Origin of the sequence: Dulcicalothrix desertica PCC 7102 (assembly GCF_003991905.1) — a bacterium.
Classification (GTDB): Bacteria; Cyanobacteriota; Cyanobacteriia; order Cyanobacteriales; family Nostocaceae; genus Dulcicalothrix; species Dulcicalothrix desertica.
In genome coordinates this window covers 166394-191729 of record NZ_RSCL01000014.1, presented here as the reverse complement: position 1 = coordinate 191729, position 25336 = coordinate 166394, and the positions used below count along the sequence as shown (strand labels likewise).

The window sequence follows — 25336 nt, the reverse complement described above, 5'->3', positions numbered from 1 at the left end:
GCACAGGCTCTTGGATGCCTGTGCTACAAGAAATATAATTAATCCCAATCTGGAATTACAGCGTCTTCACCACCAACACCGATACCAGTACCATAGATATCAGCATCACTGATATTCATATCGTTCATCGATGCCTGATAAACGTTAGCGTTGTGAATTATCGCTTGCGAAAAGTTAACCTTATCGAGGTCAGCTTGTTTAAAATTAACGTTTGTAACAAAAGCTGAAGTTAGATTAGCACCTTCTAGGTTCGCCCCTGTTAAATCGGCGCCTTCTAAGTTAGCTTTACTTAAGTCTGCTCCTTTTAAATTAGCACCACGTAAGTCGGCGCCAATTAAGTGGGCACCTTTTAAGTCAACCCCTACTAAATTACATTTAATACATTCACCAGTTTGTAATAGTTGTTGTAACTGGTTTGAACTCTGCGCGCTTACTGTACCAGCTAAAAATAGGGGAGTCGCTAGAACCACAGCCGCAAATAATTTCATTTTCATAATAATCCCCCGTGCATCAAAAATAATGCTTTCGTTTTTTCCTCACGGATTCATTATCGCACCTTTTTCTTTTCAGGTCATTAGTTCAGTTAACAAACTGTCCATATTTTTCTCATGGAAAAAATTTGACAATTCTCTATTCTTCTCATCTGTAAACCCAATCCCCGTAAGCAATAGAGCTTCTTTCTACTCATTTGAATTAATTACTCTTAAAGAATTATTTAAATATTCTTAACAATAATAATTAGTTCTCTTCATGATTATGATTTTATCATCGTTATATTGACAAGTATTTATACTGAGATAATTACAAATTTCTTAATAATATAATAGAGTCAAAATGTAATAATTATAAAGTTATATAAATTTATGACTTTAGATATAGGCGCCTTATGTAGAAGTAGAGTAATAAGGCACCGTTTTGATTATTCAAACAAAAGCAGCAACACCGAGAAAATCTCGCATATACTGATTTACCAAGCTGGGCTGTTCTTGCTGTACCCAGTGGCTACAATTAGTAATGTACTTAATTTGGAAGTCTCTGACATACGCTTCGGTACCATAAGTTAGTTCTTTACCCAAAGCGTCATCTTTTTCACCCCATATCATAAGTGTGGGTACTTCTAATACACCCAAACTTTGATTAAAAGTCTTTGGTTGAAAAGCATTGCGGTAATAATTAATCGTAGCAGTTAAGGCGCCGCGTTTAGCTGCTGCGTCTTTATAAGCGTCAATATCAGCTTGACTAAAAGCACTTTTATCAACAGCCATACCTTTGATAGCGGTTTCGATAAACTGGTAGTCATTAGACTGAACAAACAGTTCTGGTAACAAAGGCAGTTGAAAGAAAAACACATACCAACTACGCTGTATCTGTTGAGGTGTGCGTAACCCTTCAGCAAATTTTGCAGGATGTGGAAGGTTGAGAACTATTAACTTGTCTAACATGTCTGGATGTTTATAAGCAAAATTCCAGGCGATGGCGCCACCCCAATCATGTCCTACGAGCGTACACTTGTTATATCCTAGTCCTTTAATTACTCCTTCTATATCTTTTACTAGTTCATCCATAGCATAAGCAGACTGTGCTTTTGGCTTATCGCTATCGTTGTAACCGCGTAAGTCCAGTGCTACGACCTTATAGTATTTGGCAAATTCGGGTATTTGATGGCGCCAAGAGTACCAAAACTCTGGAAATCCATGTAGCATGAGCATTAAAGGTCCTTCCCCTTGGGTGACGTAGTGCAGTCTCACACCATTAGTAATTATATATTCGTGGCGCCAGTTATTCATGTTTCTGTCCTGAAGTGGTTATTTGTTATTTTTTCTTGTTTTATAGTTAAAATCCTACTTCTATGGGTTGATATCTAAAGTATGGAGATACGTGGAGTTTGGTTAACGACTACTGATAGTACTGTTCTCAACTCACGGGATAATATAGTTGAGGCGATGGAGTTTTTGGCTGAAACTGGTTTTAATGTGGTTTTCCCTGTGGTGTGGAATAAAGCTGCAACTCAATATCCAAGTCAAGTTATGCAAAAAACGTTTGGTGTTGAGATTAGTTCGCTATGTATTGGACGTGACCCTCTAGCTGAGGTGATAGAAGCTGCACATAGTGTTGGGTTGAAAGTGATACCGTGGTTTGAATATGGGTTTGCGAGTTCGTATAATCTCAACGGTGGGATGTTGCTTGCGAAAAAACCTGAATGGACTGCACGAGATATACAAGGAAATTTACTCAAGAAAAACGGTTTTGAATGGTTAAACGCACTTGACCCCAACGTACAAGCTTTTATGTCCAACCTTATTCTCGAAGTTGTAAATAACTATGATATTGATGGTATCCAGGGAGATGACCGTTTACCAGCATTTCCGTGTGAGGGTGGATACGACGCAGTAACACAACAACGTTATTATTCCGCATTTGGTAAAAACCCTCCATCCAACCCCAAAGATACCCAATGGTTAAACTGGCGTGCGGATATATTAACTCAATTTTGGGCATCACTCTACCATCAAATCAAAGCAGTCAACCCCAACTTAATAATTTCCATCTCACCCAACATACATGATTGGGCATACAAAGAATACTTACAAGACACTCCCACTTGGTTACAACAAAACATAGTCGATATAATCAACCCCCAAATATATCGACGTGACATCAACAGCTACAAAACTATAGTAGACACAACAACCCAACAATTCAAAGGCGCCTTACAAAGAATGGCGCCGGGTATACTAACTAAACTAGGCTCATATATAATTAGTCCAGACCTATTAATCAAAAAAATCGACTACAATCGTTCTAGCGGCATTAACGGAGAAGTACTCTTCTTCTACGAAGGACTACGAGCAAATAATAACCAACTAGCAAAACTCCTTAAAAAACACTTCTATAATAAATCAGCAACATTCCCAACGATATCAGACCTAACCAAACCAAAATATAACACCAACATAACCTGGTGGCAAAAAATACAAGAATTGTTCAAATAAACCTCTTTTCTTCCTTCTTTCTTCCTTTGCGTTCTTTGTGTCCTTTGTGGTTCATACATAAAACATGCAAAAAATCATAGAAACCCTAAACCAAGATTTACCCACACTATTTCAAAAAGATATAACCTACGACATCTACACTCAAGATATCTTATTTAAAGACCCAGTAAACAAATTCAAAGGCAAACCGAACTACCGAATAGTATACTGGACACTGCGATTCCACGCACGCTTATTCTTCACCGACATCCACTTCGACTTACACAACATCGCACCATCCGACGAAAAAACCATTATCGCAAACTGGACGGTACGAGGAACTCTTCGTCTACCCTGGCAACCCAAATTATATTTCAACGGTTACTCAACATATAAACTCAACCAAAATCAACTAATATACGAACACATAGACACATGGGACAGAGAACCAAGTGAAATCTTAAAACAATTCTTCCAAAAACCTACTTCTTAATTGTAAATACAAAATTACTCCCCACCCCTACCTCAGACTCAACCCAAACTTTTCCATCATGTAATTCCACAATCTTCTTAACCAAAGCTAACCCAACACCCGTACTATCAGAATCTTGTAAACTAGTTAATTTTTGAAACAATTGAAATATCTTCTCAAAATGCTGTGATTCTATCCCTATCCCATTATCAGCCACACTAAACTTATAATATTCGGGAGCATCCACATAACTAATCTTAATTAACCCTTCTGGCTTATCAATAAATTTTATTGCATTAGTAATCAAATTTTGAAAAAGCTGCTCAATCCTGGTTTTATCGCATTTAATAGTCGGTAATTGATTAGGAATCTCAACTTTAATATTTTCGGGTATACTTAAAACTTCAACTAACTCAGATACAACTTTATTTAAGTTTACATCTTTCTTCTCAACCTTTGCACGTCCGACTCGTGAATACTTTAAAATATCATCGATTAATTGATGTAGTCGTTGAACTCGACTAATCATTAAATTAACCATCTTTTTGCCTTCTTCGTCGAACTCTTCACCATAGTCAGCTAACAACCACTCAGATAGTGAAGTAATTCCTCGTAACGGCGCCTTCAAATCGTGCGATACTACATAAGCAAAATCGTTCAACTCTTGATTGGCACTTCTAAGCTGTGCGTTTGCTGACTCTAACTCAACAGTACGAGTTTGAACAATTTCCTCTAAATGTTCTTTATACTGACGCAATTCCTGCTCTACACGTTTACGCTCTATAATCTCCATCATCAAAGCTTGGTTCGTAGTTTCAAGCTGTGCAGGACTTGGTAGAGCTAATGCTCTTGGTACTAAAGGTATCAAAGTTAAAGCTGTATAGAACGATATTAATGCTGTTAGTGCTTTTAAGGCGCCTGCGAACCAGTAGTCAGGATGCCATAATGTCCATACCTCCATAATATGAGTTGTACCACACGAAATAATAAAGGCGCCGAACAGTAGAAAAATATTCTGAAACGGAATATCTTTACGCTTACGAATAAAATACACAAGCGTTATGGGTATTGAATAGTAAGACAATGCAATTAGTACATCTGATAGCATATGCAGCGATACCAACTCAGGCTTCCACAAGTAACAATGCCCATGTGGGATAAAATTACCTGAGTAGAAAAAATTGTGTAAGTTTTGTAAGTCCACGTTAATGCTCCACCTTTTTACAAGTGGATACAACGTTATTGCTACAAAGCAAATCTACCTTTGGAAGTAATTATTTCACATCCACCCAAAAATCAGCCGTGTTGACCTTGCTATTGCGGTTAAATTGTAACCAAAGCTTATAAGTTCCTTTTTGAGGAAAACTTGACGCAAAGCTAATTTGACCGTCGGGTGAGTCTTGGAGCAACGTTGCTGGTATATAGTCTGTAGTTTTGAGTGGTGATGAACTGCGAACTATAAATAAACGTGCATTACCGAGCGTTTTTTGATTTGGATACGGTTGTAATTTTACTGGTTGTTTATTTTTCGTATCCTGCAAGTCAAATCTTAAATTTACCTGTTGTCCCGATTTAAGATTTGATTCCGGCGCTAAGAGTGTTATTTTTGTATTAGATAATGTTTTTGTATTACTAAATTTTTCAAGTTCGGTGGGTAAAGGGACATCCCCTGGAATCTTGATTTTTTGAATTGTAAGCTGTTTATCATAATCGCTAAATACAGTATAGTTCCCAGGCGCCGGGAAGTCGGGGTTAACTTCAAACTTTCTTGATTTATATGTTGGTGTTTCATGTTGGAAGAACCGCAAGTCATCACTGACTACCACCAAATGCATTTGCTTATTAGATGAGTTTGTTGATTTTACTGAGTTTGTAGTAGTAGCTTTTGGTTTATCTGGAACTTTGACTGCTAAGGGTACCGCTTTAGTTGATTTTACTTCTTTTACTTGTTCTGTTTGGGTTGATTGATTATTGCTCGTACTGGTTTCTTGCTTTACATCCTTTTGTGGTGATGAACAACTTGAAGTTAGTAAAAATATCCCTAATAAACTAGTTTTCAAGACTAAATTCATAATTAATTACTGTCGCTAAATGTATTAAATACAACATGCAACATCATTACACATAAATTTTCAAATCGGTACTGAGAAACCCGGTTTCTAAGCGAAATCGTTGTTTTTATTACAAGACTTCAATTAAGAAACCGGGTTTCTAAGGGTTATCATAGATTGAAGTATAAAAATGTATTAAATACATAGAGACATTTTGATAGAACTGTTGCACAATCTTATCTGCTGTGTATCTTCTGTGTTATGGATGTATCAACCCAGCGATTGGATGAACTTAATTTGAAATTGAGTTCTGTTTTAGGAGACTTACCACTGTGGGATACAAGTTTAGAAGTAAGCTGTGTAGGTAATAGTTTAATTAAATTGTTTGACAACGAACCTTTAATGCCTGGGGTAATCTTGACAAAAAATCATGATTATGCAGGGATGATTTCTAGGCGCCGTTTTTTCGAGTTTATGAGTCGTCCCTATAGTTTGGGTTTGTTTAACGAGCGTGCGATTGAGAACTTGTACGATTTTGTTAAATCAGATACTTTAATTATGGGCGCCGATACAAAGGTTGTTGATGCTACAAAACAAGCATTGTCAAGAAATTCTGAGTTTGTTTATGAACCGATTGTTGTTACAGGTAATAAACTGCTTGATATTCAGCAGCTACTTTTGGCAAACTCGAAAATACATGCATTGACGCTTGCACAACTTGAAGAAGCTCAAAAACAATCTCAAGAAGCTGAATTTAACTTGCACGAAAGCGAACAGAGGTATGTGGAATTACTACAAAAGCAAAAGACTCTAGCTTTAGAAGAATTAAATTTGAGTTTAGTGCGTGAAGTTATTAGTCCTGCCAAGCTTGTTGTTGGTAATTTAGTTCACGCTAGTCGTTATACTCAAGAGTTAATTCAATTGGTAGGTCTTTACCAGAAGTACTATCCACATCCTGTGGAAGAAATTCAGATTGTTGCTGAGAGAATTAATGTGAGTTCGGTAAGTAATGAGCTTCCTCAGTTGTTAAGCGTTATGAAAGGTTATGTAAAGAAGATTCAGGAGTTTGGTGGAAGAAAGCACTGAAGTGCTTATTACTAGGCAGCAGCTTCTTCGGTTTGGCAATCAAAAACTAGCATGAAATTCGCATCTGGTGTTACCCGGAGTAATAGCTGCATGTGTCCGTCTGCATCTGAACGACGACGAAACCGCGCGACTATTTCACGTTTCATATCTGGAAGCATACGAGCTATTGCCCAGGAATTTAGTCGGTTTTTATAATTTGCTGATTCGTTTTGCTCGGAATGGCTGGTGTGAGTGTCTTGTGCCATGATGATATTACACAGATTTATTTGGTTAACTTTTGTCAGCAAGTCCCATATATGTGTGAGAATTGCTGACGTTTTTTTATCGAAGCTGTCACTTGAATAGCACACCAAAAATTGAACGTCAATGGTTTTGGGAAACAATTCTTCAAAATCGTTTCCCAGACCCGAAATTATATTTTTGTCAGATGTATACAACCACACACATTCGTAATGCCACACACACATTCGTAATGCAGTACTTCAGTACTGCTCTTCACTATTTCTGAAACAACATATCAAACTCAGCTTGCAAAGCTTGGATTTCTGCAACTCTCGTAACGATGAGGTTGTCTCTACCTGCGTCGAGTAAGCGTAATTTCCAGTAGCGGATGCTTTCTGAATTATTCATCCAAAAGTCAATTACTGTTTTGACGACTTCATCCATTTCCCAAGATTCTTTTGTGGGAACCGATTCGACTGTTTCGAGAAATGCGTCGAGTGTACAATCAGGCGCCCCTAAATATTCTATACCTTGTGGTTGTCCAGACACTGAAGACTTTTGTTGATGATTAAAAAAATCTAAAACAGGAGATACGCCAACGATATTAAATGCATATTTCATATCTTTGTCCTCTTGGTAATTTGTTAAAACAAATAATCAGGTTTAAATTAGCAATCACAAACCGTCAGTGCTAAATATTATTAGATAGAAAATTAGCAGTTAATAGAGGTGAGTGCTAATATTTATTGGTGTCTTTATCTTAATTTATGAGATATTTCCAAGAAATGCAAATTGCTATATAGTAATTTTAATATTTTGTTTATATTTTGATGGTGATAAATTACCAGGGTGAGATTGCAGCGCTAGTTGCAGCGGTGTTATGGGCTTTTGCGTCGGTTGTATATGGACGTGTTGGCGCCCATATTCCACCACTGCACTTAAATTTAATCAAGGGAATAATTGCAATTGTTTTACTCTTAATCACAATAGTTGCCACAGGAAAACTATCTTTAGTAATAGCTCCTGTGCCTTTATGCTTACTTTTGCTGAGTGGGGTTATAGGTATTGGACTAGGTGATACTGCATTTTTGGCAGGAATCAATAGTTTGGGTGCTAGGAGGTTATTACTTTTAGAAACACTGGCGCCACCAATGACGGCAGTATTCGCCTTAATATTTTTACACGAACGATTAAATGCGAGTGCTTGGTGTGGTGTACTGTTAACTATTTTGGGAGTCGCTTGGGTAATTAGTGAACGTACCGAGAAGGAAGTTAATTCTTCGTTGCCTTTGCGTGGGGTGATATTTGGACTACTTGCGGCAGTTGCCAATGCATCAGGCGCCGTTTTGTCGCGTGCAGCGTTGGTCAACACAAATATTAACCCATTGTGGGCTGCTTTAATACGGTTAAGTGCAGCGACATTATTTTTATTGCCTTTAATTGTATGGCAGCAAGATAAATCTAAAACTTCTATACTTAGTTACTCGAAACAAGGGCGTGTAGTTGCTGCCACATGCTTCGCGGCATTTTGCGGAACTTACTTAGGTATTTGGCTACAACAGACCGCAATTAAACTGGCGCCTGTAGGAATTGCTTCAACATTATTACAAACTAGTCCAATATTTATACTACCGTTAGCATTGTGGACGGGTGAAAAGGTAAGTATTAGGGCAGTCATAGGAGTAATAATTGCAATCGCAGGAATCGCTTTATTGTTTTACCTCAAATAACGCATATTGTTACTTAACTTTATAATTTTGCCATAGTAAGCTTTGCAGTTGGTGTTGTGTAATTTTTCTTGAGAGTGAGAGTAAATAGTCTTGTGGCAATGAGTAACGATTGACAAACGGATATTTTGGTAAACGTGACGTGTAATCAAAGAAAAGTGAAAACCTGTCTGATGCTACTGGTATCTTGCCGCGATGAAAAATATGACTCGTAGCAGCAAATATAACTGTGCCAGCGACCCCTAAGCAAGACTTGTAATCTGACGAAGAAACGTTTTGCTGCATTACGGTGTCTTGAATATAACCTTGTCTATACTTAAGTCGCTCAACTAGTTTTTGAGTAGTACTAACAGGGATATACTGAAACGGCCCTTGGTCTTCGTTAACATCGTGTAAGTAGATAATTACTTTGAATACCTGCCTGTCTTCACCATCTAAGTGCCACAAGCGAGACTTTCGCTGTACTTTATTAGCTATATCTCTACGAAAATAAGCTCCATGATATGCAACAGGAAGATTAAAGTAATTTTCTGCAATATTAAGTATACGTCTTTCTAGTCCCCAAAGAAATATTTCTGGATACTCCATTATTTGCTCATTTGTAGCATGAACTACAAATTCATTCTTTTTTGTTATACATGGAATTAATGGCATTAATTTTTTTGCTGCTGAGGTCATCTTTGACGAGGAAGGAGTTGCTAACTCTTCTAATGAACTAATTGCCACTCCTTCATTTTTCAACGTCTCGACTATCTTCAAATCTCCCGTGGACATTGGTGGTAGGTTAACAGCATGTTGTTGTACTGCTGTTTTATAGATAGAGTCACTATATTTTTCCAGTGAAGGTATTGTGTATACATGTTTCAGAACTCGGTTGTAGATTCTTTTGATCAAGTCCACGCTTCTATTTATATTTTGTTAACAATTAATCTTTGTTTTATTGTAAGTATTTTCATAAATATTTGTCTAATTCTTAACAATTACTTTACCTGCTACTTCATCATTCCTTCATCAAACTCACTTAATAAATAGCCAGCTTTATATTATCTATATTCTACAATTACAAATTACAAAATAGGACTGACGCGAATAAATCAGAAACCGGGTTTCTACGTAAAATCATTATTTTTATTACAAGACTTCAACAAAGAAACCCGGTTTCTCTGTTTTTAGTATAAACAATGACAACAGCCCTAAGTGTATTTTCAAAAAAAATTATTAAATAATTGATATAGTTGGAAAAATTGTCTTACTTGCTGTAGAACTATGTGTTGTAGCCTTAATCACAGCAAGGAGCAACCGAGACAATGCCACTAATTTTAATTCAAGGTAAGTATAAAGTACTATCAACAGCCCCAGACGGAGACTCAATCCGTTTTTACCCGAATAACCCAGAATTGTGGAAAAAATTATCTACAAAAGTTCGTCCTAACAATTTTGGTGGTGCCCAATTACGCTTAGATGCAATAGATGCACTAGAAACTCATTTTTCGCCAAGGGGAGGTAGTGCGGGAATGCAGCATCAACCCCTAAAGTACGGTCAGGGTGCAGCGTCCGAACTGCTAAATTACTTAGGATTCAAAGATGTAACGCGCAGTAAAAGTGAGAAAATAACCTCAGTTACTCCATCCGAGGCGCCGGGTTTTATTTTAACCAGGTTTGCAGACACTTATGGTCGAGCGGTTGCGTTTGTATTCAAAGGTGAAGCGACACAAGAAGATGGCAGCGAGGTATTTATAGATAAAGCACTTTTACTTCGTAGTGCTAACCACCATTTATTAACCCAAGGACTTGCTTACCCGACTTTTTACTCAAAGTTATATCCAGATATCCGCAAAGAACTAACGAAAGCTGCCGAAAAAGCGCGCAAAGAATCAAAAGCTTTATGGAGTGAAGATAAAACCAACACAGGTTTCACTTTAGAGAACTCTAAAACCATTATCGATGATGTAGTGATTTTGCCTAAACTATTTCGGCGCCTGTTAAGTTATCTTGCGATAAACGACGATAGCGTAGCACTGGATGGCTTTTCTGCATACCTAGACTCGCTCGATGATAAAATAATCATCTTGCCAGATGGTCACATCACAGGTTTTGATTTTGTCGTCAAAGTTGAAGGGCAAAAGATTATGATGACACAGCAACCTGAAGATATTGTGTTTGTTGAGAAATAATTAGCAACGGATGTAACGGATGCTACTAGTAAACTATCCGTTACATCCGTTTATCAAATGATTTAGGTGGAAAATAACATGGAAATTACCAAACTTCCAATTTCTTGGCAGGTTGTTCTCGCAGAAGAATTTGAAAAACCTTATTTTAAACAACTTCAAGAGTTTCTTGCTCTGGAACGTCAAACACAAACTATATATCCACCAGAAGAAGATGTTTTTTCAGCTTTTGAATTGACTCCTTATCATGATGTCAAGGTTTTACTACTTGGGCAAGACCCTTATCACGATGAAAACCAAGCACACGGTTTATGTTTTTCTGTTAAACCTGGAATTAAAACGCCACCATCATTAGTAAATATGTACAAAGAACTTAAAGATGATATTGGATGTGATATTCCAAGCACTGGATATTTGGTGGAGTGGGCAAAACAAGGTGTGCTAATGCTCAACGCAGTTCTAACAGTACGCGCACATACAGCTAATTCGCATAAAAATAAAGGTTGGGAAAAGTTTACAGATGCGGTTATTAGTCAAGTAAATCAAAAATCTGACCCAGTTGTATTTGTTCTATGGGGTGGTTATGCACAGAAGAAGCTTAAATTAATTGATACCACACGACATATAGTTATTCAATCCGCGCATCCCTCACCTTTGTCAGCACACAATGGTTTCTTTGGTAGTAAACCATTTTCTAAAATTAATGCTGCATTAGAAGCGTGTAACAAATCACCCATTAATTGGGAAATAGGGAATAAATACATCGAGTACTAGCTATTTAATATAGTACGCAAAACCAAATTTGTTAGTACAGAGATTAATTTACTCATTATAGCATTTTTTAAACAAGTGAGGTATAAATTGAGTTAGTAAAACTTTTGTGGAACGGCGATCCCTGCCCGTCATTATGTGCTTTATTTGAATGAAAACCGCTATATTAATAGTTTAATAATATTACTTTAATTTAATATTAAACTAACTTAAGCTCATTCTTGTACCATTGTGACTATGAAGCGGTACCAATCATTTTTGAATACTCAATCTACAATTTTATTTAATATAATCTTGACTTAAATATTGCTGCTAATTATTTTTTAATTGAGTATTAGCAAGATCACCAAAGCACAAAAAAAATAATAAAAATAATATACTTGTACTTAAAAAGTAAATATTATTACTTCTTTTCAAGAGAACTTAAGTATTTATCTCAAAAAAGGCGCTGTTTTACAAAGCAATTTTTTAAATTAAGTATTCTTTTTATACAGGATAATATTTTTTTACTATCTAAATTCCTAGAGGATATATATGATTTATCCTCTAGGAAAATTTGCGTGCCTCACTAAAGCAAGGAACTATACATCTCTGTGTCTCTATGGTCAAAAAATACATACAATGCACAGTTCGTATGCCTGTGCTACAAGAGTTTATAATTAATTATCGGTGGAAGTTGTATCTACGGAACTTCGTTCTTGTGATTGTTGTGTTGGAACTACAACATCCGAACGGTCAGACGATTTGGGCGGCGCCTCTGTTGTTGGGACTACTACAGAACCAGATGATTTTGGTGTACTTTGTGATTTACTGCTGTCTGGTGATTTTTTTATACGAGAATCACGTACTGTTCTTAGTCTATCTACTAAAGATGGACTTGGTGGGCTTGATGGTGTTTGTGTGTTAGGACCATTTGAATTATTATAATTGTTAGTGTTAGTACCAGTATTGACGTTATTGGTGCGCGTTGGCGTGCTGTCGCTATTATTGTTGTCGTTGTTATAGTTTCTGCGTTTCGTTGTTGTAGTTTGGTTATTAGAATTATTTGAGTTATCAGTTGAGGGATTGTTTCTAGAATTGCTGTTGCTGGTGTTGGAATTATTATTGTTGTTATAGACGCGGCGCCGTTTGCGTCGTACTGGTGTTGAGACGGGCGCTTCTTCAACACGGTTAGAGGTTGTAGTTTGTTGAGTTGATGTTGCCTGGGTTGTTGGTGATGGAGTAGGAGTCTCGCCTGGTGTAGTAGTTGTGGATGCGGGGAAAATATTGCTTGGCTGCTCTACTACTGGTTGTATAGCTTGAGGATTGGAAACACTTCGCATAGCGCTAAAACCTGCCGCAGCAGCTAGCATTGCAATACCTGTTCCAATGAATACTTTTGGTTTAAGGACTTTTTTGGCAATGACTTTAACGGCTTTGGTTTTGTCTTCTTGTTTTTGTTGTAATGGTTCTTCTGTACGTAATTGTGTTACTGCTACAGAAGCTGCATCCAAGTTTGAAGCTTGTTGACTAGATAAATCGATTGTTTGTACTGCGTGTGTTGGCAGTGGTTGCGGCGCCGGAATTGCTCCTGACACAGGTAATAATTTTAACCACTCGGCAACAGTAGAAGGTCTAAATCTAGCGTCAACTGCCATACCACGCATCACTGCTTGGTTAACAGCAGCACTCAAATGCGGTTGCAGTTCACGTGGAGAAGGCATTTTTTCACGGTCGCGCAGTAATGCTGGTATTGGCACCTGCGCTGTTAATAAAGTGTAAAGCGTCGCTGCTAACCCATAAATATCAGTTGCAGGTGAGCGGGCAGCTTGCGATAAATATTGTTCGATAGGAGAATATCCTTCGGAAACCATACCTGTATGCGTTTGCCGAACTCCACTATTAAACTCGCGCGCAATACCAAAATCAATTAGCACCACAGATTGAGTGTCGCGACGAAGAATAATATTATCGGGCTTGATATCACGGTGTAATAAACCGTTTTGATGTACTACTTCTAATGCGGCGCCAATTTGGCGAATGTAGTGAATAGCAGTTGCTTCTGGTAAAGGAACTCCTGGCATTACATATGCTTCTCCCAAAGTTTCACCTGGGATATATTCCATCACCATGTATGGTAATGCGGCCTCGACAAAAAAGTCGCTGACTCGAACAATATTAGGGTGAACACAAGTTGCTAACCGTCGAGCCTCATCCTGGAATTGCTTCTCGAATTTGGCAAAATCTGGATGTTGTCGCAGCTTTTCATTCAGGGTTTTAATCACCACCACTTGATGCAAGTAGTGATGAGTAGCTTTAAAGGTTATCCCAAAGCCACCCCGACCAATTTCGTGGTCGAGAGTATATTTGCCACCCTGCAAGGTTGTACCAGCAGCTACCATAGCGATTTTAGATTTGAGGTTTTCTTGAGTGAGTTCGTCAACTGTTCAGTTTATATGATTGTAGATGACCCAAAGCCATTCACCTAGTTCCTAAGTGCCAATTTTTGAGATTTGCTACTTAAGGTAGAAGCGCTTATAGATAAATTATGCACTTCTAAATTACGAAAACAGGTTACAGATGCTAAGGATATAACATTTATTTAAATTTTTGATGAAATTTTTGATTAAAACTATAGTACAGGAATTTTATCCGAACAATGTAAAAATTCCAATATCTTAGTCCAAACGCTGCTTTAACCATAATGCTAGTAATGGAAGTGCTAATTTATAGCCTTGTTCGGCGCCATAAATTAGTCCTTTGTGCTGAAGTCCCATTAAGGCGCCTTGAAGGCTACCTCCACGTGATAGACCATGTTTTTGAATATACTCACGGCTTTGTGGTTTTTCGGTGGGGTCACAAGCTAATGCTTCGAGCAGATGCACTTGGTTAGGAGGCAGCAACATTAATAATGATTCAAAGGTGATAGATAAATCTTTGAGTAGCCCTTGAATGGCATCATGCACTGCTTTTTCGGTAACTAACCCATCTGGGCGCCGTACTGATTGTATACGACGAATTAATGCCATTGCGTCCCCAATATGTCCTTGTACTGCATCCAAAAATAATTGCAGCGCTTTAGAACGCGAATCAAATGTTAACCCCTGAGTATGTAAAATCTCTCTTGCCCATACCGCAATTACATCTCTAACCAAAGGCGCCAATTTCAAAGTTAAGTATGGATAATCGTTTTCTTCTGCATTAGTAGCTTCGGCAATTGTGGCAACTAATACATAACTAACAAAAGTTTGAGCTTTGATTTCACGTCGCAGGGTTGCTTCCCACTCCCCATTCTTATCCCATGAACGAATATGGGGAAAAGTATGTAATATCAACACCACGCGCTTGGAGTCAGCTTCTGCTAACTGCTGCGGTAATTTTAACAACAATTCAAATGCTTGCCATAACTGCTTCAAGTTTAAACTGCGTATCAATTTTAACTTGCCTGTAGTTTCATCTGAATTAAATACAAAATACTCTCTGGCTTTTGTATTTACCCAATTCTTAATTTGTGCTGGTTGGAAATTTTGACTTACCGCTTCTGCGAGTAACTGCAAGAAACGCTCACCATCGCCAGCACGGATGCAGTCGATTTCTAAAATAATCGCTCCTACTTCCTTTGCTGCTGAACGCACTAAGGTACGGCGCCCGCTTCCAGGCACCCCCGCAATCAATACATCACCGTCCTGTGCTAAAACCTCAACAATGCGCTGAAATTCCGCTGAACGTCCAATAAGTTCCAATCGAACAGACAAATTCAAATACACGCGCTTTCTGCCTTCAACCCAAGCTGTATCGCAAAGCATACTCACTCCACTACTTTATCGGCAACAACCATTGGTAAAATTTATGCAATTTATTCAAAATCAAAAGTGTCATAAACACAATAGCACTAATTAAAAGTGCTAAAACTTAGTTAACACATATTTCTTAAATTAACTCAGGCGCCACTATTGTTGTGATGACGAAAAATGTGGCTTTAAGATTTTTACCGCAGCAAATTCTAGCTAACGGCGCCATTCCATACTTAGTTAAATGAATACATTTTAGTTAATAAATTACCAAGCAACTAAGTAATTACTCATAAATTATTTTTAATTTTTCCATTTGTAAGCATTCAAAAACATCAATATACATATAGGAAGATATTCTATTGATACCCGCTGGCAAGAGTGGGTAATACAAGCTTTGTCAAGTCAAATATAAACAAACTATTAAGAAAATCTATGCAAATTATCGAAATAAAAAGTGTTTAACTCTAATCAGCACTATAAAAACGTGCTAAAAATGAAATAACACAGATTTTTTGAAACTAGCTCAAAGGAAGATAATCATGGTGCAGGTAGTATCTGCGGTGGGACTGCCCTCTAGAGAGCCAAAAGTTTGGCATTCAATGGAGGTCGAAGAAGCACTATCACTCTTGAAAAGCACTTCAGATGGTGGTTTAAGCCATTTTGATGTAAAGCAGCGAGTCGAAAAGTACGGTAGAAACGAACTAACTGCAAAAAAAGGTAAACCTCTTTGGTTGAAGTTTTTACAGCAATATAACCAACCGCTGCTAATTGTATTACTGTGCGCGGGTTTATTGAAAGCGCTATCAGGGAGTTATGTAAACGCGGGAGTGATTTGGGGTGTTACGACTACCAATGCAATCATTGGGTTCATTCAAGAGTCCAAGGCAGAAGGTGCGATTGAAGCACTGGCAAACGCAATTACTACCGAAACCACAGTTATCCGTGATGGACAGAAAGTTCGCATCCCTTCGCGTGAGCTAGTACCTGGAGATATAGTTTTATTAATCTCTGGTGATAAAGTTCCTGCTGATTTACGATTAGTCCAAGCTAAAAATCTTCAAATTGACGAATCTGGTTTAACGGGTGAATCGGTAGCTGTAGAAAAACATGTAGATATTTTAAAACCTGACACCCCTCTTGCCGAACGTAAAAACATGGCGTATGCGGGTGGTTTTGTCACGTTTGGACAAGCTGTAGGTATTGTTGTCGCAACAGGGAATGAAACTGAGACTGGAAAAATTTCCCAGTTAATGGATCAACACACAAACCTGACGACACCACTAACTCGCAAGTTTGATAAGTTTAGTCATAACTGGTTGCGTGTAGTTTTAGCGTTAGCAACATTAACATTTGTTGTTGGACTGAATACAAGAAATTTCACTGAAGCTCTCGAAGCTGCTGTTGCTTTAACTGTCGGCGCCATTCCTGAAGGTTTACCAGCGGTAATAACAGTAACATTAGCAATTGGTGTTTCCAGAATGGCAAAGCGGAACGCAATTATTCGTAAATTGCCTGCTGTAGAGACTTTGGGTAGTGCGACAGTAATTTGTTCAGATAAAACGGGCACACTAACTGAAAATCAGATGACTGTTCAAGGCATTTATGCGAGTGGGCATCAATATGCTTTGACAGGAGTAGGGTATGCACCCGATGGTGAAATACTGCGTGATGAAAAACCAGTTAATTTGAATAGTGATAAGGGTTTACAAGAAACTTTATTAGCTGGAATTCTTTGTAATGATTCTTTAATTGAATACAAAGACGATAGATGGACGGTAATGGGAGACCCTACCGAAGGCGCCTTAATTGCTTCGGCAAACAAAGCAGGATTCAATCAAGCTTCGTTAACTCGCCAAATGCCAAGAATTGATACGATTCCTTTCGAGTCAGATTATCAATACATGGCGACACTGCACACCACACCTGCAGGAAAAATCATTTACGTCAAAGGTTCGGTTGAGTCAATATTGAAGCGCTGTAGCGGAATGCTTAATAGCGAAGGTCAAAAGCGACCAATGGATTGTGTAGAAACATTAAACCAAACCAGTATTGAGCGTGAAGTAAATATCATGGCACGCCAAGGTTTGCGCGTGCTAGCACTAGCGAAAAAGAATGTACCCGATAGCCAAAACAGTGTAGACCACCACGATATTGAAAAAGGATTAGTTTTCCTTGGCTTACAAGGAATGATTGACCCACCACGCGAAAGTGCTATCAAAGCAGTACAAGCATGTCAACAAGCAGGTATTCAAGTCAAGATGATTACTGGAGACCATGCTGTTACAGCCCAAGCGATTGCTCGACGCATGGGTATGGGTAAAAATGGTTCAGTACTGGCATTTACAGGCGCCGAGTTATCTAAGATGGATAAAACAGAACTCGCGCAGGTAGCAGAAGAGGGTGTAGTATTTGCCCGTGTGGCGCCAGAGCAAAAGCTGCGTTTAGTTGAAGCACTACAATCAAAAGGCGAAGTTGTAGCAATGACGGGTGATGGTGTGAATGATGCACCAGCATTGAAACAAGCTGATATTGGTATAGCAATGGGTGGGGCAGGTACAGAAGTAGCGAAAGAAGCATCAGACATGTTGCTTACCGATGATAATTTTGCCTCAATTGAAGCAGCAATCGAAGAAGGACGCTCTGTATATAAAAACCTGCTCAAAGCAATCTGTTTTATTCTCCCTGTGAACGGTGGGGAATCGATGACAGTCTTACTGAGTACCTTATTAGCAAGAGACCTACCAATTCTTTCTTTACAAATACTCTGGTTGAATATACTTAATTCCATCACAATGACTGTACCTTTGGCATTTGAACCCAAAGCAGCAAACGTGATGAACCAGGCGCCGAGAAACCCGAACGAACCATTACTATCAGGGAACCGCATCAAACGAATTCTACTAATTTCCTTATTCAACTGGATTGTGATATTCGGTGTATTTGAATACTTCCGTGCCACAACAGGTAGCTTACCATTAGCGCGAACAATGGCAATTAACTCGCTCATTGCCGGACGGATATTCTACATGCTCAGTATCAGCCAATTAATTCCCAACTTAATCGCTAAGATGGACGGAACAATTGAAGAAAACGTAGATATCCCCGCAATTGGATTTGGAATAATCGGAGCAATATTACTACAAATCGTATTCGCTCACGTCCCATTAATTAACTACGTCTTTGAAACGGCGCCTCTAAGTTTTCAACAATGGTTACTATGTTTAGCAATTGGTTCACCCATGATTTTCTGGGCTGCCCTTGCCAACAAAATTGACCCTCCAAACTAATTATCTTCCATTATCAATCTTGTGGAACAGGCAAGATGCCTGTTCTTCCATTTATTTGTACAATAGTGAGTTGCCTATCCCACATATGCCAAAAAATTATCCAGCCATGATTTATACACAATTTCCCAAAACATACACCCATTCAATAAAACCTCATAAACACCCTCTCTTAATTCTCTAAAATCAGCTATTTTACCAAACCTCTTTGCATCACGAAGCCTACGTATTGCTTTAGGCATTATTTCTATAACCTGGCGCCGTTCCAACGGTGTGAGCGCTTCCCAAGCCTCATCTTTATACTGTTCATAGTTGTGTAACATCTCCGAAATTTCTTCCCATGACTGTGCTGATTGAAAAGTTTCTATTAACCTTTCAACAGGAGTCATTTCATTTTGAAGCTCCAAATCAGCTAACGTTAATAAATCGTAATCTTCAATATCATCACGCCACAAATCTGAATCTAAAGTTTCATCAATTGGTACAAAAGATGTAGTTGAATTACTTGTATCAATTACTTCCTCACTTGTAACTAGGTTAACAACTTCAGAATCATTATTTACAGGGAGAGGACATTCTTCTTGTGCTTTAAGTGCATCTAACTTTTGTTTAACAAGCGCGATACCTTCTGCAATAACACTTTGCGCGCTTCTGCCTTCAGATTTCATTATTTGTTCGAGCATCACACCCGTTGCATCGTCATACATTGGAGGTGGTTGGAAAAATCTTCCATTGTCCGGCGCCGTCATCCAAATAGTAGGTTCCTTCTTTTCTCTTTTTGCTCTTGGCTTACGACAGTTTTGTATCAAATTACGAACTATATCTTGGGTAATTAAAGGTAACGTAACAAGTTGTGTAAAAACTGACTGATATTTTTTGAAGTTTTCAGCCAATTTGAAAATAGTTCTTGGCTCAACTTGTGCTAAATCTTCTGGGAAAAATCCACTAAAAGCCTTATCTACCTTTAAAAAAGGCTTTTCTTCACCATTCCATTTTAATTTACTTAACAATTCGTTAAAATCTTTTTTACTAAGTGTCGCTTTTTGCTTCGCTAACCAGAATGAGAAGCGTAAAAGACTCACGGTCGATGTATAAACGGCGCCAATGGGATTAACGATATCAAATGCATCCGACATCAACTCATCGAACTGTACCGAGGATAAAACTAGTTCATCTAAACTGGTAATGCTGAAACCCTTAATGTGTGTCATCATAAAACTAAATAAATTAGTTAGCTAGGGTTCGCAGTTGCAAGCTGCTACCTAGCTGTTGTTGAGAGCGGTCGCTTGTTCCGCTAAGAAGTAGGCGACCGCTTTTATTATGTCTTATATTATAGCACAATTGCTAAATATAAGCTTATTAATATATATTTAGATTTAGGATGCTATGATAAAAAGCACTTAGAGAGTCAATAGTTTGAGTAGGCTATAAAAGCATTTCTGAAGGAAACTATCAAGTAAGGATAAAAAAGGAAAGTATAAAAAATGATTCGCTGGCGACTTCGAGTACTAATGGCTGAAAAAAAAATCACGAATAGAGAGTTATCTGAACTATCAGGAGTTCACGCAACTTCGGTTTCAAAGCTCAAAAACGTTGATGAGATAGAACAAATTAGCGGTAGAGTTCTCAACAATCTTTGTAACGGTCTATCCAGGGCTTACCGTAAGCGTGGTGATAATCGAATCATTACCCCTACTGATTTGCTTGATTACACTTACGACGGAGATGAATATACATCTGCTTGTTCTTAATCGAGCAGCCTATTATTTAGGATATATTTAGATGAAAATGTTATCAAAGCAGTCGGGGAAGCAAGTTCCGGAAACCTTGACACAGCGTCGTGTTTTCTTCGCTGTTATGGTTCTGCTGTTGGGACTTGTATTAACGTTATTATTATCGCTATCTCAAGGCGCCGTTCCCCTAAGCTTTGATGAGATGTTACAAGCGCTACTGCGTCGAGGCGACCCACTCAAACAAACGATACTTTGGGATTTACGTGTTCCCCGCATTTTTGCTGCGATGGTAGTTGGCGCCGCATTAGGAATGTCAGGCGCCTTATTACAAGGGATGTTGCGTAATAGTTTGGCAGACCCTTTTATTTTGGGAATTTCCGCAGGCGCCGGACTAGTGGTAATTGTGATGGTAGTATTACAAGTGTTTCAAGCTTGGATACCTTTAGCTGCTTGGATAGGCGCCATAATTACAACTGCAATAGTAATATTTCTTGGTCGAAGTGGTTCAAAACTTTCGGTAGAGCGATTAATTTTAGGTGGTGTTGCTGTAAGCTCATTGTTTGGAGCAGTGCAAAGTACTTTACTACTACTTGCAGAAGACGGTCAAATTCAACAAGCTTTAAACTGGCTAATTGGTAGCTTAAACGGTAGAGGTTGGCGAGAAGTTAATGCAGCGGCGCCTTATATAATAATTGCCTTAATTGCAGGATGGTTACTTGCCCGTTCTTTAAATTTATTAGCTTTAGGGGATGACTTGGCAGTAAGTTTAGGTGTTAACCTGGGACGGTCGCGTATATTAATTGCTGGTGTCGCAACACTTTTGGCTGCTGGAGCAGTTAGTGTCAGCGGACTAGTTGGTTTTATTGGTTTAGTAGTTCCTCATGGAGTTCGTTTGCTAGTGGGGAATGACCATCGTATATTATTACCCTTATCTGCACTTGGTGGCGCCTGGTTATTAATGTTCGCTGATTTACTTTCTAGACTCGGTTCCGTAGAACTCCCAGTAGGTTCAGTCACAGCACTTCTAGGTTCACCCTTGTTTATTTGGTTACTCTATCAACGTAAAACTGGAACCGAGTAAGGGCGGGTTAACGAGATAGTGAGTTCAGTTTTAAGATATTTGTAAACCCGCCATACCAAAATGCCCTTAGAAATTCAAAACTTAAGTGGTGGATACACCACAGTACCGATAATCAAAGACGTAAACCTAGATTTACAAACCGGAGAATGGCTAAGTTTAGTCGGCGCCAACGGTTCAGGTAAATCAACTTTTTTAAAATTACTAAGTCGAATTTTATCACCCTCACAAGGCGCCGTGCTACTAGATGGAAAAGTAATTCACTCACAACCTCCGAATGTAGTAGCTCAACAACTAGCACTACTACCTCAACAACAAACAGTCCCCACAGGTTTGAGCGTTCGTCAACTAGTTAGCTTAGGACGCACACCCCATCAACCTTGGTGGCAATGGGAATTAAGCGGGGAAGATAAGCAAAAAGTAGAAAACGCTATTCAAAAAACGCGCTTGGAGAACTTGAGCAATAGACCAGTAGAAAACTTATCAGGTGGAGAAAGACAACGCGCGTTTCTAGCTTTGGCACTCGCACAGGAACCAAAAGTATTATTACTCGACGAACCAACAACGTATTTGGATATAAACTACCAACTACAATTACTAGAACTACTCAAAGAATTAAATCAACAACAGCAATTAACGATTGTGACAGTCTTACACGAATTAAACCTAGCAGCAAGATATAGTGACCGTATAGCACTATTTAATCAAGGTAATCTTTGGGATGTCGGGACACCGGCAACTGTTTTAACACCCGAAGCAATAAGCCAAGTATTTGGAGTAAAAGCTTTAATTATTGATACACCTGTTGGATTACAAGTTTGTGCAGTATCCTCTCTGTAAAAATGAAAAAACTACTTCTTTTCACACTCACAATCATCTTATCAGCTTGTTCAAACAATCCCCAAACACAAATCACTCAACCAACGCAAAAATCGAAACGAGTAGTAGCATTAACGCCCTTAGCAGCAGATATAATATATAATCTAGACAAAACCAAACTAGTTGGCATTCCCAACACCAGATATACAGACGTAATAGCAAAAACCAAATTTAATAACTACCCAAGAGTCGGAACTAACACAGCAATTAACATTGAAATAATTGTATCACTCAAACCAGACCTAGTACTAGGCGCCGAAGGGTTCCACGATAAAATCATCGCCAAGCTTCAAGAGTTAAAAATACCTACCCTTGTGGGAAAAATCCGCAGTTGGCAAGACCTAGAAGATAGCACAACGCAAATAGCACAACAAATAGGCGCCGACCCCAAACCAATACTAGATAAATATGAATCTTATACAACTAATATACCTAACAACGGAAAAACAGTATTAGTATTACTCCGCGCGCAACCAACATCATCACCGAATAAAAACAGTTGGGCAGGGAACTTGTTAGAAAAATTCAAATATAAAAATTTAGCGGCAGACTTACAAGGAAAAGGTCGCTTTAAAGGATATATAACGCTTTCACAGGAAAATATACTCGAAGCAAACCCCGAAAAGCTTTTTGTTATTGAGTCAGCAAATTTAAAACCTGATGATTTTAAAAAGTTACCTTACTGGAGTAAGTTAAAAGCTGTGCAAAATAATCAAGTATATATATTTCATCACGATGGGCTAATTACTCCTATAAGCATTGACAGTATAAATGATGTATCGAAAAAATTACGTGATGTAGGCGCAAAATAAATTCCTAGAGGATAAAAGATTAAGAAGGCGCCTGGGTGGAAAACCAATAACGAATATTATCTATATAATTGCTTCAAAGGCATCTTTAACTGCCACATTCGGCGCCACTCTGGAATGCCATCGCTGTAATAAATCTGGTATATCATTCTCTTGTACAGGTTGACGTTTATCATCAAGAGATAAACCATCTGCGGTCATGTCGTAGGTTAAGAAAATTCGGTAAACCACAAACCTTGTAGAGACGCGTTCACGGAGTGTACCGCAGGTAAATTTCGCGTCTCTACATGCCCAAAACCATGAAAAAAATCGTTAACCGAGCAGTATTGCTTAGACGTTTGATTTTCAATCCCTGACGGAATTTATATAGGTAGTGTTAGAATTGCTGGCTTATAGAAAATACCCGCGCGCGTTTTTATCTACCCAGAAGCATCTATATGAGCAAGTTAAAGAATAGCCACCGATACCTTTTCGTTAACAATTCCCAACGCATGTTAACAAATACATAAGCTGAGATTTTCTCTCAACCAAGGCGTATGATACAGCAATTTGCGGGCTTACAGGCAAAGTTAGATACTCTTGAGGGGTGGGTGCGCTTTGTTGCGTAAGGCTGTAATTACTTGCAAGCCCCTACAACTAGGGGTTGGTTGTCGGATATGTTCTGAGTATTCACTGCCAGTATCAGAATTAGTCACCATATCTAATGCTACGTATCAACAACCTACTATTCAGAAAATTTACGCAGTTTTAAGACTATCAACACAGAGAGAGATTGATTTCTCCCAAAAATTATCGAGTCGAATCCTCTACATGTATACTTCTTTCCAACCCCTCTTAAAGGTGAAAATACTGTCCAATAAGAGACTTTAAAACTTGCAATAAAGATTTAGAGAGTAATGTTGTCAGTTCCCATTAAGAGTGATTAGAGTGTGTACATAGTAAAAAAAATACGCTGCTGTGTTCGGAAAAGACATCTGTAAGCGGCTAACACTCTTAGTATTTTAAAGGGAACAGACAAAATGAAGCTTAAAGAAATTGGTTTGGTTGTAACTAGCTTAACAGTCACCATAATTGGAATGGGTATCAACAGTTCTTCTGCTCAAGCAGCCTCATTTTTAGGCGAAGATATTCAATATTTTGGAAATCCGAATACCAATAGAGCCGCTCAAGACGCACCTGACGTATCTAAATTAACAAATAGCTATAATGCCGAGCAACAGTTTTTGAAAGCTCTCACTGGTAGGTCTTTTAAGACAGTTAACTTTGAGGCTTCGGAGGGCTTTGATCAAATCAACGAAACAGGCGTTAAACTCGATTATAACGTCGATCTGACGAAGAATGATGGCAATATTGTCAGGATGAATATTTTTGACAGTAATAGTGGAAGAGATACAAGCTTGCACACCACAATACAAAAAACCAATGGTAAGAGCAACGGCAGCAATACAAATGTTTCTGGTGGTCGTTATGGCATCAGTGACGCTGGTTTAACCAAGCAACAGCGTTTAAATAACCAGTTTTTGAACACGAATGCAGGAAAAGATAGTAACCTAATATTTTCTTTCTCAGAAGCCATATCTGGCTTTGGCTTTTACGGTACTGACTTTGAGCGTGGTGCGATTATGGGTTATGAATTAACCCGCTTAGATGGCAGCACAAAATTCGTCAACCTACCGCTAACCTTATCTGATCCTAATGCTAAAGTAAAGATTCGAGGAACAGCATTCTACTCTGGTTACATCGCTGACTCGCAAGAAGACTACTTTACCAAGGTTCAGTTCAAAATCAAAGATGGTGAACAAGGAACTAATGATATAGTTGCTTTCGACCGCATGACTTTTGCCTCCGCACCAGTGAAGACTAATTTGAGTAAAGCTGTACCCGAACCTAGTCTAGGATTTTTGGCTCTAGGGGCTGTTATTTCCGGTGCTGCTTTCAAGCGACGTAAGCAATTCTGTAACATGAGCTAATTCTAAAAGTATTGGTGCGATTAATACTTGTTGTCTGGCAGATTCGCTAGTTAAGCTTACCCTAAAAACAGCTTCTTCAAGTCGTTGACGTAGTGATAATAAACGCTCAGGTTCTGTTGTAGAGCTTTTAGGGAAATTAATATTGCTTTTATTAAAATGAACTCCTAACTCCCATAAAATATCCGTTATGGGAAAGCGCATCTCAAAGTAACTACGAAACGTATAAGATTGATTTGGGTTAAGAATTCTTTGTTTTCTGGCGCCAGAACTCATATATAATCACAGTATCAGAGCATTTAGCCATAATGGCTCAATTTTTAACTATCATTACGTAGTGT

At 38.4% G+C, this 25336-nt stretch carries 24 protein-coding genes; 12 read left to right on the top strand and 12 right to left on the bottom strand.

The window, feature by feature from the left end; genetic code table 11:
* Positions 1-38: 38 nt before the first annotated feature.
* The gene (locus DSM106972_RS27960) at positions 39-494 is read right to left on the bottom strand and encodes a pentapeptide repeat-containing protein (protein WP_127083753.1); all 456 of its coding nucleotides are present in this window, start codon (positions 492-494) and stop codon (positions 39-41) included.
* Between the two features lie 429 nt (positions 495-923).
* Positions 924-1787 carry an alpha/beta fold hydrolase gene (locus DSM106972_RS27955; protein WP_127083752.1) on the bottom strand — a complete coding sequence of 288 codons (864 nt, stop codon included), beginning with the start codon at positions 1785-1787 and terminating at the stop codon, positions 924-926.
* Between the two features lie 81 nt (positions 1788-1868).
* Between DSM106972_RS27955 and DSM106972_RS27950 the strand changes: the two genes are divergently transcribed.
* Complete coding sequence (locus DSM106972_RS27950; RefSeq protein ID WP_127083751.1) at positions 1869-2993, top strand: glycoside hydrolase family 10-like protein; 1125 nt, start codon at positions 1869-1871, stop codon at positions 2991-2993.
* Positions 2994-3057: 64 nt separating this feature from the next.
* On the top strand, positions 3058-3465 hold the full coding sequence (locus tag DSM106972_RS27945; RefSeq protein ID WP_127083750.1) for a C6orf136 family protein: 408 nt from the start codon (positions 3058-3060) through the stop codon (positions 3463-3465).
* On the opposite strand, the gene DSM106972_RS27940 is transcribed toward DSM106972_RS27945, so the two are convergent.
* The gene (locus DSM106972_RS27940; RefSeq protein ID WP_186538387.1) at positions 3455-4648 is read right to left on the bottom strand and encodes a sensor histidine kinase; all 1194 of its coding nucleotides are present in this window, start codon (positions 4646-4648) and stop codon (positions 3455-3457) included. The two genes, DSM106972_RS27945 and DSM106972_RS27940, sit on opposite strands and share 11 nt — an antisense overlap.
* A gap of 70 nt (positions 4649-4718) precedes the next feature.
* Positions 4719-5516, bottom strand: a complete 798-nt coding sequence (locus DSM106972_RS27935; RefSeq protein WP_127083749.1) for a DUF8832 domain-containing protein — start codon at positions 5514-5516, stop codon at positions 4719-4721.
* Positions 5517-5756: 240 nt separating this feature from the next.
* Between DSM106972_RS27935 and DSM106972_RS27930 the strand changes: the two genes are divergently transcribed.
* Entirely contained in the window at positions 5757-6581 is an 825-nt protein-coding gene (locus DSM106972_RS27930; RefSeq protein ID WP_127083748.1) for a CBS domain-containing protein, read from the top strand.
* Positions 6582-6592: 11 nt separating this feature from the next.
* Here the strand turns inward: DSM106972_RS27930 and DSM106972_RS27925 are convergent, their stop codons facing one another.
* On the bottom strand, positions 6593-6826 hold the full coding sequence (locus tag DSM106972_RS27925) for a hypothetical protein (protein WP_127083863.1): 234 nt from the start codon (positions 6824-6826) through the stop codon (positions 6593-6595).
* Positions 6827-7079: 253 nt separating this feature from the next.
* Complete coding sequence (locus tag DSM106972_RS27920; protein ID WP_127083747.1) at positions 7080-7424, bottom strand: hypothetical protein; 345 nt, start codon at positions 7422-7424, stop codon at positions 7080-7082.
* 209 nt (positions 7425-7633) lie between these two features.
* Here DSM106972_RS27920 and DSM106972_RS27915 point away from each other — a divergent pair, with 209 nt between their 5' ends.
* Positions 7634-8533 (top strand): DMT family transporter, encoded by a 900-nt coding sequence (locus DSM106972_RS27915; protein WP_127083746.1) that lies wholly within the window; start codon positions 7634-7636, stop codon positions 8531-8533.
* A 9-nt stretch (positions 8534-8542) separates the two neighbouring features.
* On the opposite strand, the gene DSM106972_RS27910 is transcribed toward DSM106972_RS27915, so the two are convergent.
* Positions 8543-9304 (bottom strand): phytanoyl-CoA dioxygenase family protein, encoded by a 762-nt coding sequence (locus DSM106972_RS27910; protein WP_233787193.1) that lies wholly within the window; start codon positions 9302-9304, stop codon positions 8543-8545.
* A gap of 533 nt (positions 9305-9837) precedes the next feature.
* On the opposite strand from DSM106972_RS27910, the gene DSM106972_RS27905 reads away from it, so the two are divergent.
* Together DSM106972_RS27905 and DSM106972_RS27900 are read left to right on the top strand one after the other, a co-directional pair.
* Positions 9838-10704 carry a thermonuclease family protein gene (locus tag DSM106972_RS27905; protein ID WP_127083745.1) on the top strand — a complete coding sequence of 289 codons (867 nt, stop codon included), beginning with the start codon at positions 9838-9840 and terminating at the stop codon, positions 10702-10704.
* A 78-nt stretch (positions 10705-10782) separates the two neighbouring features.
* Entirely contained in the window at positions 10783-11475 is a 693-nt protein-coding gene (locus DSM106972_RS27900) for a uracil-DNA glycosylase (RefSeq protein ID WP_127083744.1), read from the top strand.
* Positions 11476-12131: 656 nt separating this feature from the next.
* Here DSM106972_RS27900 and DSM106972_RS27895 read toward each other — a convergent pair.
* Both DSM106972_RS27895 and DSM106972_RS27890 read right to left on the bottom strand, forming a co-directional pair.
* Positions 12132-13853, bottom strand: coding sequence for a serine/threonine-protein kinase (locus tag DSM106972_RS27895; RefSeq protein WP_127083743.1), 1722 nt, complete (start codon positions 13851-13853; stop codon positions 12132-12134).
* A 276-nt stretch (positions 13854-14129) separates the two neighbouring features.
* Positions 14130-15257: a P-loop NTPase family protein gene (locus tag DSM106972_RS27890; RefSeq protein WP_186538385.1), complete on the bottom strand. Its 1128-nt coding sequence runs from the start codon at positions 15255-15257 to the stop codon at positions 14130-14132.
* Between the two features lie 527 nt (positions 15258-15784).
* On the opposite strand from DSM106972_RS27890, the gene DSM106972_RS27885 reads away from it, so the two are divergent.
* Complete coding sequence (locus tag DSM106972_RS27885) at positions 15785-18532, top strand: cation-transporting P-type ATPase (RefSeq protein WP_127083742.1); 2748 nt, start codon at positions 15785-15787, stop codon at positions 18530-18532.
* Positions 18533-18606: 74 nt separating this feature from the next.
* Here DSM106972_RS27885 and DSM106972_RS27880 read toward each other — a convergent pair whose 3' ends face one another.
* Positions 18607-19743, bottom strand: a complete 1137-nt coding sequence (locus DSM106972_RS27880; protein WP_127083741.1) for an Alr2735 family protein — start codon at positions 19741-19743, stop codon at positions 18607-18609.
* A gap of 270 nt (positions 19744-20013) precedes the next feature.
* On the opposite strand from DSM106972_RS27880, the gene DSM106972_RS27875 reads away from it, so the two are divergent.
* The 4 genes from DSM106972_RS27875 to DSM106972_RS27860 are packed head-to-tail and all read left to right on the top strand — an operon-like array spanning position 20014 to position 23031.
* The gene (locus DSM106972_RS27875; RefSeq protein ID WP_127083740.1) at positions 20014-20280 is read left to right on the top strand and encodes a helix-turn-helix domain-containing protein; all 267 of its coding nucleotides are present in this window, start codon (positions 20014-20016) and stop codon (positions 20278-20280) included.
* Between the two features lie 31 nt (positions 20281-20311).
* Positions 20312-21343, top strand: coding sequence for a FecCD family ABC transporter permease (locus DSM106972_RS27870; RefSeq protein WP_127083739.1), 1032 nt, complete (start codon positions 20312-20314; stop codon positions 21341-21343).
* Between the two features lie 60 nt (positions 21344-21403).
* A complete protein-coding gene (locus DSM106972_RS27865) occupies positions 21404-22180 on the top strand; it encodes an ABC transporter ATP-binding protein (protein ID WP_127083738.1) in 777 nt (258 codons plus the stop codon).
* A 2-nt stretch (positions 22181-22182) separates the two neighbouring features.
* Positions 22183-23031 carry an ABC transporter substrate-binding protein gene (locus DSM106972_RS27860; protein ID WP_127083737.1) on the top strand — a complete coding sequence of 283 codons (849 nt, stop codon included), beginning with the start codon at positions 22183-22185 and terminating at the stop codon, positions 23029-23031.
* 60 nt (positions 23032-23091) lie between these two features.
* Here DSM106972_RS27860 and DSM106972_RS51575 read toward each other — a convergent pair whose 3' ends face one another.
* Positions 23092-23259 (bottom strand): hypothetical protein, encoded by a 168-nt coding sequence (locus DSM106972_RS51575; RefSeq protein WP_158632886.1) that lies wholly within the window; start codon positions 23257-23259, stop codon positions 23092-23094.
* 788 nt (positions 23260-24047) lie between these two features.
* Between DSM106972_RS51575 and DSM106972_RS27855 the strand changes: the two genes are divergently transcribed.
* Positions 24048-24998 (top strand): hypothetical protein, encoded by a 951-nt coding sequence (locus DSM106972_RS27855; protein ID WP_127083736.1) that lies wholly within the window; start codon positions 24048-24050, stop codon positions 24996-24998.
* Here DSM106972_RS27855 and DSM106972_RS27850 read toward each other — a convergent pair.
* Complete coding sequence (locus DSM106972_RS27850; RefSeq protein WP_127083735.1) at positions 24936-25271, bottom strand: hypothetical protein; 336 nt, start codon at positions 25269-25271, stop codon at positions 24936-24938. The genes DSM106972_RS27855 and DSM106972_RS27850 overlap by 63 nt on opposite strands.
* Positions 25272-25336 lie beyond the last annotated feature (65 nt).

Bases quoted from the DNA above. Each gene is read 5' to 3' on its own strand.
- DSM106972_RS27855 (WP_127083736.1), top strand. From the start codon at position 24,048: ATGAAGCTTAAAGAAATTGGTTTGGTTGTAACTAGCTTAACAGTCACC.
- DSM106972_RS27875 (WP_127083740.1), top strand. From the start codon at position 20,014: ATGATTCGCTGGCGACTTCGAGTACTAATGGCTGAAAAAAAAATCACG.
- DSM106972_RS27850 (WP_127083735.1), bottom strand. From the start codon at position 25,271: ATGAGTTCTGGCGCCAGAAAACAAAGAATTCTTAACCCAAATCAATCT.
- DSM106972_RS27895 (WP_127083743.1), bottom strand. From the start codon at position 13,853: ATGGTAGCTGCTGGTACAACCTTGCAGGGTGGCAAATATACTCTCGAC.
- DSM106972_RS27930 (WP_127083748.1), top strand. From the start codon at position 5,757: ATGGATGTATCAACCCAGCGATTGGATGAACTTAATTTGAAATTGAGT.
- DSM106972_RS27925 (WP_127083863.1), bottom strand. From the start codon at position 6,826: ATGGCACAAGACACTCACACCAGCCATTCCGAGCAAAACGAATCAGCA.
- DSM106972_RS27865 (WP_127083738.1), top strand. From the start codon at position 21,404: ATGCCCTTAGAAATTCAAAACTTAAGTGGTGGATACACCACAGTACCG.
- DSM106972_RS27945 (WP_127083750.1), top strand. From the start codon at position 3,058: ATGCAAAAAATCATAGAAACCCTAAACCAAGATTTACCCACACTATTT.
- DSM106972_RS27920 (WP_127083747.1), bottom strand. From the start codon at position 7,424: ATGAAATATGCATTTAATATCGTTGGCGTATCTCCTGTTTTAGATTTT.
- DSM106972_RS27860 (WP_127083737.1), top strand. From the start codon at position 22,183: ATGAAAAAACTACTTCTTTTCACACTCACAATCATCTTATCAGCTTGT.
- DSM106972_RS27890 (WP_186538385.1), bottom strand. From the start codon at position 15,257: ATGCTTTGCGATACAGCTTGGGTTGAAGGCAGAAAGCGCGTGTATTTG.
- DSM106972_RS27910 (WP_233787193.1), bottom strand. From the start codon at position 9,304: ATGTCCACGGGAGATTTGAAGATAGTCGAGACGTTGAAAAATGAAGGA.
- DSM106972_RS27905 (WP_127083745.1), top strand. From the start codon at position 9,838: ATGCCACTAATTTTAATTCAAGGTAAGTATAAAGTACTATCAACAGCC.
- DSM106972_RS27935 (WP_127083749.1), bottom strand. From the start codon at position 5,516: ATGAATTTAGTCTTGAAAACTAGTTTATTAGGGATATTTTTACTAACT.
- DSM106972_RS27960 (WP_127083753.1), bottom strand. From the start codon at position 494: ATGAAAATGAAATTATTTGCGGCTGTGGTTCTAGCGACTCCCCTATTT.
- DSM106972_RS27880 (WP_127083741.1), bottom strand. From the start codon at position 19,743: ATGATGACACACATTAAGGGTTTCAGCATTACCAGTTTAGATGAACTA.
- DSM106972_RS27955 (WP_127083752.1), bottom strand. From the start codon at position 1,787: ATGAATAACTGGCGCCACGAATATATAATTACTAATGGTGTGAGACTG.
- DSM106972_RS27900 (WP_127083744.1), top strand. From the start codon at position 10,783: ATGGAAATTACCAAACTTCCAATTTCTTGGCAGGTTGTTCTCGCAGAA.
- DSM106972_RS27915 (WP_127083746.1), top strand. From the start codon at position 7,634: ATGGTGATAAATTACCAGGGTGAGATTGCAGCGCTAGTTGCAGCGGTG.
- DSM106972_RS27885 (WP_127083742.1), top strand. From the start codon at position 15,785: ATGGTGCAGGTAGTATCTGCGGTGGGACTGCCCTCTAGAGAGCCAAAA.
- DSM106972_RS27870 (WP_127083739.1), top strand. From the start codon at position 20,312: ATGAAAATGTTATCAAAGCAGTCGGGGAAGCAAGTTCCGGAAACCTTG.
- DSM106972_RS27950 (WP_127083751.1), top strand. From the start codon at position 1,869: ATGGAGATACGTGGAGTTTGGTTAACGACTACTGATAGTACTGTTCTC.